This window comes from Devosia sp. SL43, assembly GCF_021729885.1.
Classification (GTDB): Bacteria; Pseudomonadota; Alphaproteobacteria; order Rhizobiales; family Devosiaceae; genus Devosia.
This window is the reverse complement of record NZ_CP063401.1, coordinates 2,162,501-2,177,475: the sequence shown is the minus strand read 5'-3', so window position 1 is coordinate 2,177,475 and position 14,975 is coordinate 2,162,501. Positions and strand designations below refer to the sequence as shown.

Annotated in this window: 10 protein-coding genes (1 of these 10 cut by a window edge); 8 read left to right on the top strand and 2 right to left on the bottom strand. The window is 63.3% G+C overall.

The features are described 5' to 3' along the window. The first annotated feature begins 62 nt into the window (after positions 1-62). The 6 genes from IM737_RS10645 (at position 63) to clpB (ending at position 10,199) form a co-directional block, all read left to right on the top strand. Entirely contained in the window at positions 63-1,328 is a 1,266-nt protein-coding gene (locus IM737_RS10645) for an aspartate kinase (RefSeq protein ID WP_236893864.1), read from the top strand. A 69-nt stretch (positions 1,329-1,397) separates the two neighbouring features. Beyond that, positions 1,398-3,665: a phosphoenolpyruvate--protein phosphotransferase gene (ptsP, locus tag IM737_RS10640; protein ID WP_236893863.1), complete on the top strand. Its 2,268-nt coding sequence runs from the start codon at positions 1,398-1,400 to the stop codon at positions 3,663-3,665. Between the two features lie 210 nt (positions 3,666-3,875). Continuing rightward, complete coding sequence (prfA, locus tag IM737_RS10635; protein WP_236893862.1) at positions 3,876-4,952, top strand: peptide chain release factor 1; 1,077 nt, start codon at positions 3,876-3,878, stop codon at positions 4,950-4,952. A 44-nt stretch (positions 4,953-4,996) separates the two neighbouring features. Further along, entirely contained in the window at positions 4,997-5,833 is an 837-nt protein-coding gene (prmC, locus tag IM737_RS10630) for a peptide chain release factor N(5)-glutamine methyltransferase (protein ID WP_236899908.1), read from the top strand. Between the two features lie 315 nt (positions 5,834-6,148). After that, complete coding sequence (locus IM737_RS10625; RefSeq protein ID WP_236893861.1) at positions 6,149-6,913, top strand: DUF4167 domain-containing protein; 765 nt, start codon at positions 6,149-6,151, stop codon at positions 6,911-6,913. A 670-nt stretch (positions 6,914-7,583) separates the two neighbouring features. Continuing rightward, positions 7,584-10,199 carry an ATP-dependent chaperone ClpB gene (gene clpB / locus IM737_RS10620; protein WP_236893860.1) on the top strand — a complete coding sequence of 872 codons (2,616 nt, stop codon included), beginning with the start codon at positions 7,584-7,586 and terminating at the stop codon, positions 10,197-10,199. Positions 10,200-10,247: 48 nt separating this feature from the next. On the opposite strand, the gene IM737_RS10615 is transcribed toward clpB, so the two are convergent. Beyond that, a complete protein-coding gene (locus tag IM737_RS10615; RefSeq protein WP_236893859.1) occupies positions 10,248-11,264 on the bottom strand; it encodes a tetratricopeptide repeat protein in 1,017 nt (338 codons plus the stop codon). Positions 11,265-11,403: 139 nt separating this feature from the next. On the opposite strand from IM737_RS10615, the gene IM737_RS10610 reads away from it, so the two are divergent. Then, positions 11,404-11,742: a VOC family protein gene (locus tag IM737_RS10610; RefSeq protein ID WP_236893858.1), complete on the top strand. Its 339-nt coding sequence runs from the start codon at positions 11,404-11,406 to the stop codon at positions 11,740-11,742. A 33-nt stretch (positions 11,743-11,775) separates the two neighbouring features. Then, positions 11,776-13,248 carry an MFS transporter gene (locus tag IM737_RS10605; protein WP_236893857.1) on the top strand — a complete coding sequence of 491 codons (1,473 nt, stop codon included), beginning with the start codon at positions 11,776-11,778 and terminating at the stop codon, positions 13,246-13,248. A 136-nt stretch (positions 13,249-13,384) separates the two neighbouring features. On the opposite strand, the gene IM737_RS10600 is transcribed toward IM737_RS10605, so the two are convergent. Then, on the bottom strand, positions 13,385-14,975 hold the 3' portion of the coding sequence (locus tag IM737_RS10600) for a M23 family metallopeptidase (RefSeq protein WP_236893856.1). It continues 380 nt past the right edge of the window; only the last 1,591 of its 1,971 coding nucleotides appear in the window; its start codon lies beyond the right edge, outside the window — the gene reads right to left on this strand; its stop codon occupies positions 13,385-13,387.

Here is a 14,975-nt window from a genome sequence, read left to right as displayed (position 1 = left end):
GTGGCATGTCCCCGGCCAACAATAAGCGTACCGCCGGGTTCGGCGGGGTTTCGGGGAAGCAATTGGCCCGTATCGTCGTCAAGTTCGGTGGCACTTCGGTGGCCACAGTCGAACGTATCCGTCAGGCCGCGCGTCATGTGAAGCGCGAGGTCGAGGCCGGCCATGAGGTTGCGGTCGTGGTTTCGGCCATGAGCGGCAAGACCAATGAGCTGGTCGGCTGGGTCAATGAGGCCAGCCCGCTGCATGATGCCCGTGAATATGATGCGGTCGTCGCATCGGGCGAGCAGGTGACGGCCGGGCTCATGGCAATTGTGCTGTCGGAAATGGGCATCCAGTCGCGGAGTTTCGCCGGCTGGCAGGTGCCAATCAAGACCGACGATTCGCATGGCGCGGCGCGCATAACCGAGATCGATCCGACCGAGCTGGACAAGCGCCTGAGGGATGGCTGGGTGCCTGTTATCACCGGTTTCCAGGGTGTGTCGCCGCATGGCCGGATCACCACGCTGGGGCGTGGTGGTTCCGATACGTCGGCGGTGGCGGTGGCGGCGGCGATCAAGGCGGATCGTTGCGATATTTATACCGATGTCGACGGCGTCTATACGACCGATCCGCGCATCGTGCCCAAGGCGCAGCGGCTGACCAAGATTTCCTTCGAGGAAATGCTGGAGATGGCGTCGCTCGGCGCCAAGGTGCTGATGATCCGCTCTGTCGAGATGGCGATGGCCTATAAGGTGCGGCTGCTGGTCCGCTCCACTTTCGATGACCCGGACGCGCCACAGCTGGCGCCCGATGGTACGCCCGGGGTTCCCGGTACGCTCGTTTGCGATGAGGATGAGATCATGGAAAAGCAGATCGTTTCGGGCGTGACGCTCGCCAAGGCCGAGGCCAAGATCACCCTGCGCGACGTCAAGGACAATCCGGGTGTCGCGGCGGCAATCTTTGGCACGCTGGCCGACCAGGGCATCATCGTCGACATGATTGTGCAGAACATTGCCGATGATGGCGCGACGACCGACATCACCTTCACGGTGCCCGACAGCGAATATGACAAGGCGATCAAGACACTCAAGGATGCCGGCGATCGCATCGAATATGCGCGGATCTCCGGCTCCAAGGGCGGGGCAAAGGTCTCGGTCGTGGGGGTGGGTATGCGTAGCCATGCGGGCGTTGCATCCTCGATGTTCAAGGCGCTGGCCGACAAGGGCATCAACATCCAGCTGATCACCACTTCGGAAATCAAGACCTCGGTGTTGATCGATGAGCAATATGCTGAGCTTGCTGTTCGCGCGCTCCATACGTATTACGGATTGGACAAGAAGGACGCATAAGCTCCGTCGAGGGGAGTGAGCCGCGTCCGGTCAAAGGGGGGCGGCTTTGCGGGCCGTCTGTTAGGGTAGATGGTCACGACCATAGGCGGCCCACGGGTGCTGCTGCGGCAATTGCGCGAGACGATGGCGGAGCCGCTAGCTTCGCAGGCGCGCCTCGACAAGATCGTGGGCCTGATCGCCGACAATATGCGCGCCGACGTCTGCTCGTTCTACGTGCTGCGCGATGACGGTGCGCTTGAGCTGTTCGCCACGCGCGGCCTCGCCGCCGAATCGGTCCACATGACGACGCTGCGGCTGGGCGAGGGCTTGGTCGGTCTGATTGCGGCCGAAGCCGAGCCGCTCAGTCTCGAAGATGCTCCTGCCCACCCGGCCTATGCCTATCGCCCGGAAACCGGCGAAGAGAAGTACAACGCCTTCCTCGGCGTGCCGGTTTTGCGCGCTGGTCAGACGCTGGGCGTGCTGGTGGTGCAGAATGCCGAGCGCCGGCATTATGGCGATGACGAAATCGAGGCGATGCTGACTACGGCCACAATCCTGGCCGAGATGATCGCCACCTCCGATTTCGACAATCTGATCAAGCCGGGGTCCGATATCGACCTCAGGCGGCCCCGTATGTTCACCGGCGTCAGTTTTACCGATGGCGTCGCGCTGGGCACCGTCGTGTTGCACGATCCGCGCGTCGTCGTGTCGAACTTCATTGCCGAGGATACCGACGCCGAGAAGGTTCGGCTGGAGACGTCGCTCGAAAAAATGCGGCTGTCCATCGACGCCATGCTCGAGCATGGCGACATGGCCGGCGGCAGCGATCACCGCGAAATTCTCGAAACCTACCGCATGTTCGCCAATGACCGCGGCTGGGTGCACCGGCTGACTGAGGCGATCGACAATGGCCTTTCGGCCGAGGCGGCGGTGGAGCGGGTGCAGAACGATACCCGCGCCCGCATGCTGCGCCAGACCGATCCCTATATCCGCGACCGGCTGCACGACCTCGATGATCTCGCCAACCGCCTGCTGCGCGTGCTGACGGGCGATGGCCACGCCTTGTCGCGCAAGTCGCTGCCCGAAAATGCCATTCTCGTCGCCCGCAATATGGGGCCTGCGGAGCTGCTCGAATATGACCGCACTAAGCTGCGCGGGATCGTGCTCGAAGAAGGCGGCACCACGGCGCATGTGGCCATCGTGGCGCGGTCGCTCGGCATGGTCGCGGTGGGGCAGGCGCAGTCGATCGTCTCGATGTGCGAAAGCGGCGACGACATCATCCTCGATGGTACCGCCGGCATCGTTCACCTCAGGCCCACGCCCGATATTGAACAGGCCTATATCGACAAGGTGCGCGTCACCGCCAAGCGGCGGGCGCATTATGCGGCGCTGAAGGACAAGCCGTCCATCACCAAGGACGGCACGCAGATCACGCTGCTGCACAATTCCGGCCTCGTGGCCGATCTGCCGATGCTCGACGATACCGGTGCGGCGGGCGTGGGTCTCTTCCGCACCGAATTGCAGTTCATGATCGCCTCCAAGCTGCCGCGCCTGCAGGAGCAGCAGGAGCTCTATGCCGAGGCCATGGCGATTGCCGGCGAGCGGCCGGTGGTGTTCCGCCTGCTCGATATCGGCGGCGACAAGGTGCTGCCCTATCAGCGCTCCATGGCCGAGGAAAACCCGGCCATGGGGTTCCGCTCAATCCGGCTGGGGCTGGAACGGCCGGGGCTGCTGCGCACGCAGATCAGGGCACTGTTGCTGGCCGCCGACGGGCGCCCGTTGAAGATTCTCGTGCCGATGGTCACCGAGACTTTCGAATTCATGCAGACCAAGCTGGTGGTGCAGAAGGAAGTCGACCGGTTGCGCAAGCAGGGAAAGGCAATTCCGAGCCGGCTTGAACTGGGCGTGATGGTGGAAGTCCCGTCGCTGCTGTTCGAACTGGACCAGCTGCTGCCCGAGGCCGATTTCGTCTCGATAGGCTCAAACGATCTGGTGCAGTTCCTCACTGCGTCCGATCGCGCCAATCCGCGCGTCGCCAAGAATTACGATCCCATCGGCATGCCGCGCCTGCGGGCGATCCGCCTCGTGGTGGATGCGGCGCGGCGCTACAATATCCCCATCACCATGTGCGGCGAACTGGCGGGCAAGCCGCTCGAAGCGTTGGCGCTGATGGCCGTCGGCATGACCCGGCTATCCATGGGCCCGGCCTCAATCGGACCGATCAAGGAGCTGGTGCTGAACCTCGATCTCAAGCCGATCCAGATGTCGGTGGGGGCGGCGCTCAGTGATGGCGCCGATGGGGTAACGATCCGCCAATTGCTGCAGGAATGGATCGAGAAGCAGAATTTACCAGTGTAGGGCATCGTGCCACGCCCTCGTGGTTCGAGGCTCGTGCAGAACTCGCACCTCACCATGAGGGCTACTTTTGGCTCCGTGTTGCAGTAGTCCTCATGGTGAGGTGCCGAGCGCAGCGAGCCTCGAACCACGAGGACGTGGTATGGAGCTCGCCCTTGCTCTTGACCCGCCTTATCCCTAAAGCGTGCCTCTGCAGACTTGAAAGACTTCACTATGGCATCTCTCCCCCAGGACAAGCTCGACGCGCTCGAGACGCGGTTTCAGTATGTCGAGGCGGCCTTGTCTGGTGGGGCCGGGCCGGATGAGTTCGTCAAGTTTTCCAAGGAACATGCCGAACTCGCCCCGATCGTCGGCGAGATCCGCGCCTATAACAAGGCGCTGAGTGATCGGGCCGAGGCCGAGGCGCTGCTCAAGAGCGGCGACAAGGACATGGCCGAGATGGCCGCGGCCGAGATCGAGGAGCTCGACGAGAAGATCGAAGCGCTGTTCCAGGCCGTGCGCATCCTGCTCCTGCCCAAGGACGAGGCCGACGAGAAGTCCATCATCCTCGAAATTCGCGGTGGCACCGGCGGCGATGAGGCGGCTTTGTTCGCCGGCGACCTGTTCCGGATGTACGAGCGTTATTCGGCCAATCGTGGCTGGAAGGTCACCGTGATGGAAGAAAGCCCCGGCGAGATGGGGGGCTTCAAGGAAATCATCGCCAATGTCTCGGGCAAGGGCGTCTATGCCCGGATGAAGTTCGAATCGGGGGTACACCGCGTCCAGCGCGTGCCGGCCACCGAAGGTTCGGGCCGCATCCATACCTCGGCGGCAACCGTGGCGGTGCTGCCCGAGGTCGAAGACATCGACATCGAAATCCGTGCCGAGGATATCCGCATCGACACGATGCGTGCTTCCGGCGCCGGCGGGCAGCACGTCAACACCACCGACTCGGCGGTGCGCATTACCCACATTCCGTCGGGCCTTGTGGTCACTTCGGCGATGAAGTCGCAGCACCAGAACCGGGCCCAGGCGATGATCGTGCTGCGCTCGCGGCTGTATGAGATGCAGCGTGAAGAGCGCGATTCTGCCCGTTCGGCAGAGCGCAAGGGTCAGGTGGGGTCAGGCGATCGGTCGGAGCGCATCCGTACTTACAATTTCCCGCAAGGCCGGGTGACCGATCACCGCATCAACCTGACGCTCTACAAGCTCGACAAGGTGATTACGGGCGAAGCGCTGGATGAATTGATCGAGGCGCTGATCACCACTAGCCAGGCCGAGCAGCTGGCGGCGCTGGAGACTTCCAACTGACCGAGGCGCCGACCATTGGCGCCTTGTGGCGCGGCTGGCGCGATGTGTTGGGGCGGCTGGGATTCGAAACGGCGGCGCTCGATGCCAAGCTTTTGACCCAGCATGCTTTAGGTCTTGGTGCGCTCGAACTCGCAATCCGCGAGAACGAGCCGGTGGACGAGGCCCACGCGGCTGACATTGCCGAACTGGTGCGCCGACGCATGACCGGCGAGTCGGTCGCGCGCATTATCGGCGTACGCGAATTCTACGGACTGGCCTTCACGCTCAATAGCGCGACGCTGGAGCCGAGGCCGGAGACAGAGCTGCTGGTCGACATGGCGCTGGGTGCGCTACCCGCAGGCGGCCGACTACTCGATCTGGGGACAGGGACCGGGTGCATCCCGATCGCGGTGCTGGCCAATCAACCAGATGCGATGGCTGTGGCGGTGGATTTGAGCGCTCTGGCGCTGGCGGCGGCGCGGGAAAATGCGCAGCGGCACGGGGTGGGTGAGCGAATCTCGTTTCTTGAAGGTAGCTGGTTTGAGCCCCTCTCCCCCGATGGGAGAGAACGCTTCGACCTCATCGTCTCCAACCCGCCCTACATTACCTCCGCGGTCGTCGAGACGCTCGCGTCTGAGGTCAAGGATTTCGACCCCCGCCTGGCCCTCGATGGCGGGCCGGACGGGCTCGCGCCCCATCGCATCATCGCGGCAGAAGCCGCTGCATGGCTCAAGCCCAATGGTCGTGTGCTGGTTGAGATCGGTTACGATCAGGGCGCATCGGTCTCCGCGCTCTTCCTCGAAGCTGGTTTCGACGATGTGGCGGTGCACCGCGATCTTAACGGGCTTGATCGTGTGGTATCGGCGCACCATCTTGAGGGTTGTGAAACCACGGCTCTGTGAGATCAGCAATTAGTGCTGGCAAAGACGGGGCGAACACGATAGTTTGCCCTTGCTGTCAACGGCGCATCATGAGCGCCACGGCGACATGCCACCCGACACTTCCATCAAGCTGCAGGTGCAGCGCGGTTTCAGCAGAGGCTGGAACGACGCAGGACAGGTTCGGAGCGCCGTCAGACGGTACCGGTCTTCATGAAGCCAGTTAGAACCCCACGATGGAAGACGATTGTCTTCGCAGGGGGAGCGGCCAGACCAGGCACGATGCCGGTCCGCCAGCAGTGTGACGCTTATTTTTCTAGAGTTAGATAAAGCGACCAGATGAGACCCAATAATCAGAATAACAAGAACCGGCAGCGGAGCCGGAATGGCGGGCGCAAGCATGTCAATCCGCTGTCCCGCAATTTCGAGAGCAACGGCCCGGACGTGAAGGTGCGCGGCAACGCCTCCCATGTCGCCGAGAAATATCTGCAGCTCGCCCGCGACGCCCAATCGAGCGGCGACTCGGTGATGGCGGAGAATTATCTCCAGCATGCCGAGCACTATTTCCGCATCGTCTCAAGCGCCCAGCAGGCCCAGAACGGCCAGCGGCCGGATGGCCAGGACGACGATTTCGATGACGACATGCCCGATATGAACTCGCGCTTCGCATCGCCCCAGCCCCCGCCGCAGCAGCAATATGTGCAGCAGGATGGTGACGAGCAGCAAAGCGAGGGCGATCAGCAGCCGCGCCAGCAGCAGAATGGTGAGCAGCGCGAACCGCGTCAGGATGGCGAGCGCCAGCAGCGCGGCGACCGTCGCGATCGCAACCGCAATCGCGACCGCTTCCGCCCCGAAGGCGAAGTTCAGCAGCAGCCCATGGTTGCCAGCGAGCAGCCCCAGCCTGCGGTGATCGAAGCAGTGGAAGCCCCCGTCGAGCAGCCTGCTGAGGCTGCCGCCGATGGTGAGCGCAAGCCACGCGAGCGCCGTCCGCGCCGCCGCCGTCCGGCGGGGGGCGATGCCGGTGATCTGGCAGGCGCCGATCAGCCTGACGTCGGCGAATTGCCGGCATTCCTGACGGCGGGCACCACCAGCGCCGCAGAATAATCCAAAAGGCCGGGCAGCAATGTCCGGCCTTCTTCTTTGCCGACCTACTTCTTGGGCAGGGGCGGTACCGGGGTCACCTGCGGCTTGGGCTTTACGACTGGGGTCGCGGGCTTATCCTGAACGGACATGATGGTTCCTATTGGCCGGAGCGGCTGGGTGGAGCTTGACGGAATGGTGGTGGCAGTCAACGAGAACTTCTGGGCTTTGCTGGCGCAGGCCGTTTCATAGCTCGGAAACATCGGGGCCAACTCCAATCACCCCCTCCCACCCTCCCCCATAAAGGGTGAGGTGCTGTTCTGTGGTTGGGGCAGGATCGTGCCTCACGAGTGGCGCGACACCTCCCCCTTCGATGGGGGAGGTTGGGAGGGGGTGGGCAAACACACTCAAACTCTAGACGGATCCACTCCAAGACCTGCCTATGATCTCTCCGCAACTAACTCTCTCCGCGAGGCCGCGAGTTGGCCGCAGGCCCCTTTTCCCTCGCCAAACGCTCCCCACATATGGTCGGTGATGAAGCAGTGCCGATATTGAAGCCGGCGATTTGACCAAGCGCAAAGGTGGTGACCACTTTTGCTGTCAAACTCCGGTCCGGGCGCTTCGTCAGACGACGCTTCCGCCCTGTGTTCAGATGCCTTCGGGGCCGGGCAGCGGGCGAGACCAGGAGAGTTGAATGAATATCGAAAAATATACCGAGCGGGCCCGTGGCTTCATCCAGAGCGCGCAGACCATTGCGTTGGGCAAAGGCCACCAGCAGTTCGCACCTATCCATCTGCTCAAGGTGCTGATGGATGATGACCAGGGCATGGCGAGCGGCCTGATCGAACGCTCCGGAGGCGATCCCAAGGCGGTGCGCGCCGCTGTCGAAGCGGCCCTCAGCAAACTTCCATCCGTATCCGGCGACGGCTCGCAGCTCTATCTGAGCCGTGAACTGGCGCGGGTTTTTGACACGTCGGAAAGTGCGGCGCAGAAGGCGGGCGACAGCTATGTCACCGTCGAACGGCTGCTGCTGGCGCTGGTGGTCGAGAAGGATACCGATGCCGGCAAGATTTTGAGTTCGGCCGGCGTGACGCCGCAGGGGCTCAATGCCGCCATCGAAGCGATCCGCAAGGGCCGCAGCGCCGACTCGGCGACGGCCGAGAACAGCTATGATGCGCTCAAGAAATATGCGCGCGACCTGACCCAGGACGTGCGCGAGGGCAAGCTCGATCCGGTGATCGGCCGCGACGAGGAAATCCGCCGCACCATCCAGGTATTGAGCCGCCGCACCAAGAACAATCCGGTGCTCATTGGCGAGCCCGGCGTCGGCAAGACCGCCATCGCGGAGGGCCTCGCCATCCGCATCGTCAATGGCGACGTGCCCGAGAGCCTCAAGAACAAGAGCCTGCTGTCGCTCGACATGGGCGCGCTGATTGCCGGCGCGAAATATCGTGGCGAGTTCGAAGAGCGGCTGAAATCAGTCCTCAATGAAGTCACCTCGGACGATGGCCAGATCATCCTGTTCATCGACGAGATGCACACCCTGGTCGGCGCCGGCAAGGGCGATGGCGCGATGGACGCGTCCAACCTGCTCAAGCCTGCTTTGGCCCGCGGCGAGCTGCATTGCGTCGGTGCGACCACGCTCGACGAATATCGCAAGCATGTCGAAAAGGACGCGGCCCTGGCCCGTCGCTTCCAGCCAGTGTTTGTCGATGAGCCAACCGTGGAAGACACGATCTCGATCCTGCGCGGGCTCAAGGAAAAGTATGAGCTGCATCACGGCATACGGATTTCCGATTCGGCGCTGGTGAGTGCGGCAACGCTTTCCAATCGCTACATCACCGACCGCTTCCTGCCCGACAAGGCTATCGACCTGATGGACGAGGCTGGCGCTCGGCTGCGCATGGCGGTCGACAGCAAGCCCGAGGCGCTGGACGAACTCGATCGCCGCATCATGCAGCTCAAGATCGAGCGTGAGGCGCTGAAGAAGGAAGATGATGACGGTTCGCGGACGCGGCTTGGCCGGCTCGAAGCCGAACTCGCCGATATTGAAGAGCAGGCGCAGATCCTGTCGAGCAAGTGGCATGCTGAGAAGGACCGCCTGCAGGGCGGGCAGAAGCTCAAGGAAGAGCTCGATGCCGCGCGCAGCCAGCTCGAGATTGCGCAGCGGCAGGGGGACCTGGCGCGGGCGGGTGAGCTTGCCTATGGCGTCATTCCCGAGCTCGAAAAGAAGATCAAGACGGCCGAAGACCCCAATGGCGACGGCAAGATCGATCCGCTGATGGCCGAAGAGGTCGTGACGCCCAGTCATATTGCGCAGGTCGTCAGTCGCTGGACCGGCATTCCGGTCGACCGGATGCTGGAAGGCGAGCGCGAAAAGCTGCTCAAGATGGAAGACGTGCTGGGCGGCAGGGTGATCGGGCAGGCCGAAGCGGTGGCGGCGGTGGCGAAAGCCGTGCGGCGGTCGCGGGCCGGGCTGCAGGATCCGAACCGGCCGATCGGCTCGTTCATCTTCCTGGGGCCAACCGGCGTCGGCAAGACCGAGCTGACCAAGTCGCTGGCCCAGTTCCTGTTCGATGACGAGACCGCCATGGTGCGGCTCGACATGAGCGAGTTCATGGAAAAGCACTCGGTCGCTCGCCTGATCGGCGCTCCTCCGGGCTATGTCGGTTATGACGAAGGCGGTGTGCTGACCGAAGCCGTGCGGCGTCGGCCCTATCAGGTCGTGCTGTTCGACGAGATCGAGAAGGCACATCCTGATGTCTTCAATATCCTGCTGCAGGTGCTCGACGATGGGCGGCTGACGGATGGGCAGGGGCGTACGGTCGATTTCCGCAATACGGTGATCATCCTGACCTCCAATCTTGGGGCCGAATATCTGGTCGATCTCAAGGACGGGGAATCGGTGGAGCTGGTGCGCGGCAAGGTGCTCGATATGGTGAAGTCGGCTTTCCGGCCGGAATTCCTCAACCGAATCGACGAAATCCTGCTGTTCCACCGCCTGGGCCGCGAGCATATGGGGTCGATCGTCGACATCCAGTTCGGGCGGCTGAAGCAGCTGCTCAAGGATCGCGATATCAGCCTCGAGCTGACGCCGCGGGCCCGCGAATGGCTCGCCAATGAAGGCTACGATCCGGCCTATGGCGCTCGTCCGCTGAAGCGGGTGATCCAGCGCTCGGTGCAGGACGGCCTCGCCGAGGAAATCCTGGGCGGACGGGTCAGCGACGGCTCCAATGTGGTGGTTGATGCCAATGACGACGGCATCGTGCTGCTGCCGGGTCGGGCGCCTGAGGCCGACGCCGCGGCATAGGTAAAGGGGCCGGTCGTGAGACCGGCCCCTTCGCATTTTCCAGGTCTGTTACTGGCCCAGTCGAACCAGGGCATCCTCGGCGTCGCTGCTGCCACCGTCGGCGGCCTGGGTGTAGAACTCGATAGCCTTGTCGATATCGGCGGTGACGCCTTGACCCTCTTCATACATGCTGCCCAGCAGATACTGGCCGTATGAATTGCCGTCCTTCGCCGCCTTGCGGATCCAGGTGAGAGCCTCGGCATAGTCTTGCTCGACGCCCAGGCCCTGAATGTAAAGATTGCCGATATTGGCGCCGGCGATCACCGAGCCGGCCTCGGAAGCCTTCTGGTACCAGTCGAGCGCCAGGGCATAATCCTGTTCGATGCCTTCGCCGATTTCGTAGCTGACGGCGAGGCTGTTCATGCCGCCGGCATCGCCCTTCTCGGCGGCGCTCATGAACAGCTTGGTGGCACGGACATCGTCTTCCGGCACGCCGATGCCGTCGGCGTAGAACATGCCCAGATTGACCTCGGCCACAGCCAGCCCCTGTTTGGCCGCAGACGCATAGAGCTTGGCCGCCTGGGCATCGTCCTGCGGCACGCCCTGGCCGCGCTCATAGCTGACGCCGAGGCTGTTCTGGCCCGGGGCGAAGCCGGCGTCGGACGAGGCTTCGAGCAATTCGATGGCGCGGGGCTCATCGACCGGAATGCCGCCAAGGCCGTCGATGAGAATGTCGGCCAGCATCTGCTGGGCGAGCGGATTGCCGGCTGCGGCTGCCGGTTCGACCAGATCGACGACCTGGGGATACTCGCCATAGTAGAAGTGGATGCGCGCCAGCCAGGTGCGGGCTTCCATGGAATCGGGATGGGCAACGATGGCGGCGTTGCAGACCTCTTCGGCCGCGACGCGATCGGCCTCGCGGGGGTTGATGCCCGTGGCCTTGTAACCGGCCTCGAAGGGGCTGGCGATCAGGGCCGCGCAGTCGGCGACCTCGTCGGCTTGTGCCGGCACGGCAAGTGCGCCGGCCAACGATAGTGCGATTGCTGCCAAGCGCGCGTGGCGCGCCAATGTTGTCAGATGGATCATGCCTATGCCTCCCAGAGCTGTGGCGTCGAGCTAGCCTAGCCCAACAGTTCACATTTTGCATCGAACGTTCGACGGTCGCGGTTCCTTGCGGAACACGCTTTGATTTGATAAGAACAAACAAAGAACATAGAGGCACAGCATGACCGACAGAATCGACTATATCGAGTTTCCCTCGGCGAACCGGGCGCTGAGCAGCGCGTTTTTTCAGGCGGCGTTTGGCTGGGGCATTGTGAGCTACGGGCCCGACTACGATGGGCTGGATGGAGCAGGGATCGACGGCGGCATCGATCAGGCTGAGGGCAAGGTAGCCGCCACGATGGCCGTGGTGCGCACCGATGATCTGGATGCGGCGGAGCGCCGGGTGCTGGCGGCCGGTGGCGTGGTGACGCAACCGCAGTTCGATTTTCCGGGCGGTCGGCGCTTCCACTTCCGCGAGCCGGGTGGGAACGAGATGGCGGTTTACGTGGCGCGCGAATAGGCTGGCTCGCAGATTCGTACCCCGGACATTGCCATGCCGCAGGATATCACCGATCCGCAAAGCCGCCGCTTCGTGCTGGTGGCGGCGATCGTGGCGTCGAGCATGGGGTTCATCGACGGGTCGGTGATTTCCATCGCCATTCCCTCGGTCCGCGCCGATCTGGGCGCCACGCTGGCCGATGCGCAGTGGGTGAGCAATGCCTATCTGCTCTTCCTTTCGGCGCTCACCCTGCTGGGCGGTGCGGCGGGTGACCGGTTCGGGTTACGGCGGACATTTGGCCTGGGCATTGCCCTGTTTACGCTGGCCTCGATTGCCTGTGCGCTGGCGCCGACACCGGGATGGCTGATCGTTGCGCGGGCCATCCAGGGGATTGGTGCGGCGTTCATGGTGCCGGGAAGCCTGGCCATCATTGCCAAGGCCTATCCCAAGGAGAGCCGCGGGCAGGCCATTGGCATCTGGGCGGCGGCGTCCTCGATCACCTCGGTGGCCGGGCCGATCATCGGTGGGCTGGTGCTAACCGGGTTGGGTGACTGGAGCTGGCGATTGATATTCGCCATCAACCTGCCGCTCGGTGTGGGGGCACTGGCGCTGCTGTGGTTCAAGGTGGCGCCGGATCGCGTCGAAGCGGGGCGGCGGCTTGATGTGTTCGGCGCGGCACTCGCCACGGTGGCGCTGATGTTCATCGCCTATGGCTTCATCGGCGACGGCAGCGAGAGCGTGTCGCCCTTGTCGCATACACTGCTCTGGTGCGGGCTTGGCATCGTGCTGGCTGCGGCTTTCATCATCTGGGAATGGCGCGCCAAGTTGCCGATGCTGCCCCTTCGGCTTTTCGCCAATCGCGGGTTTTCCGGCGCCAATGGCCTGACCTTCGCCCTCTATTTCGCATTGGGCGGCACGATGTTCTTTTTGCCCATGACCATGATCGGCGGCTGGGGCGAGTCACCGGCCACGGTATCGCTGACGCTGCTGCCGCTGGGGATCATCCTGACCCTCCTGTCGTCGTTCAGTGGCAAGTGGGCGGATCGGTATGGACCCGGGCCGCTGATCGCGCTGGGGTCGCTGATTGTTGCCCTGAGCTTTGCGGTGATGGGCATCACCGCGCCGATGCATAGTCCGTGGACGGGGGTGCTGCCGTCGGTAGTGCTGCTTGGGCTGGGTATGGGGCTGGTAGTTTCGCCGCTGTCGACGGCGGTGATGACCTCGGTCGAGGATGGCGACACCGGCACTGCGTCGGGCGTCAACAATGCGGTGGCTCGTGTGGCGGGACTGGTCGCGGTGGCGTTGCTCGGGGCGTTGGTGGCGGCGGTGTTCGAGCAGAGCCTGGACCGCGCTGCGGAGCTGCCGATCTTTTTCGGGATGCCGGCCGAAGGATTGAGTGCCGACGAAGAAGCGCTGCGGCTTGGCGCGACCGATGCCGCTTTTGCTGTTGTCGCCTATGTCACGGCGGTCTTGAGCCTGGTGTCTGCTGGTATCGCCTGGTTCACCCTCGAGCGGAAGGTGGGGTAGATCGCGCCACGCCCTCGTGGTTCGAGGCGCTGAAGAAGCGCACCTCACCATGAGGGCTACTCTGATATTGAGCTAACAGTAGCCCTCATGGTGAGGTGCGAGCTCTTCGCGAGAACAGAACCACGAGGGCGTGGCACTAATTGACGGCTGCCACATTGACCGGCGACGGATCGCGGGTCATCAGGTCGTTGATCTGCGCGATGGTCTCCTGGAACTTGCCCTCATACTGCTGGGCAAGGACATTGTCCTTGGGCAGCTTGACGCTGAGCGGGTCGACCAGGTTGCCGTTGATCTTGATCTCGAAATGCAAGTGCGGGCCGGTGGACTGACCGGTCGAGCCGACATAGCCGATGACCTGGCCCTGCCGCACACGGCTGCCGACTCCAAGGCCGTCAACGTAGCGCGACATGTGGCCATAGGCCGTCTCGTAGCCGTTGACGTGCTGGATTTCGACCTTGTTGCCATAGCCGGACTGCCATTTGTAATAGCTGATGACGCCATCGCCGGCGGCATAGATCGGGGTGCCGGAGCGGGCGGCCAGGTCGACGCCAGTGTGCAGGCGGCGCGTCTTGAAGATGGGATGGATGCGGTAGCCGAAGCGCGAGCGCAGGGTGCCGCCGCCTTCGAGCGGACGACGGGTCAGGAAGCGTTTGCCGGTTTCGCCATCCGGATCGTAGAAATCGATAACGCCATCATCGGTGCCGAAGCGGTAGAGCTGGCGGATGGTCGTCCCCAGGGTCAGCCCGACATAGAGCAACTCGGTACGACCCTCGGCATCGGGCGCGGTTTCGAGAATCTCGATTGAGTCGCCGGCAGCGATCTTCTTGGTCATGTCGACGTCGTAGGCAAACATACCGATGATGCGCTCGATGGTGGCGTCGTCGAGATCGTGCTTGCGGCCGGTTTCCCAGATCGAGCGGTAGACGCTGGGCAGGTTGGCGACGTTGATCTCTTCGGTGTCTTCCTCAGGAAATTCGACGAAGTCCGGCTCGATGCCCAGCACATACTGGCCGGTATCGGTGAGCGCGACGGTGGCCTGATGCGCGTAGTTGCCGTCTTCGGTGGGAAGATAGAGGCTCAAGCGATAGGGCACGAGGCTTGTGGCATCGCGACTGAGCGGACCATAGAGAATGCGGAAGCGCGTGCGCGCGGCGAGATCGGTGCTGCGCAGGACATTGCGCAGAGCGTCGGCCACAAGCGCTGTCTGGTTGGGGGTAAAGCCGTTCTTGCCCAGGATGTCGTCGAGGGTTGTAGCGTCGCGTAAAGTGAGGAAGCGTTCCGAGCGACCGAGGCCGGCTTCGGAGGCGATGGTGGTCTTGGGCACGACGGTAACGTTCTCGGCGACGCCGCTGACAGTGGTGCCATCGCCGACAATGCCCAGATCACGCACGGTCGGACCGAGGGCGGCATAGGCCAGGGTCGGAGCGCCGCCATCGATCGAGGTGGTCGATTCGAACAGGCCGCGCACGAAGGCGGCGGCGGACTGGTCGGAGATGGCGCTGGGCGGCACGAAGGTGGTCGGCATTTCAGCCAGACGAACGGCGACTTCGCCTTCGACCTCGGCACCATAGACGTCGGTGTTGATATCGATCGCGTCGGCAGCGGCGGTGATGGGCTGGGTGGCATTGAGGATGGCCACCGGATCGTAATCGGGAATGCCATCTGAGAGAGATGTCGCGGCCGTCGCCAGCGTCGCGCGAATGCGCATGAAGGGCTGGTTGCGGATC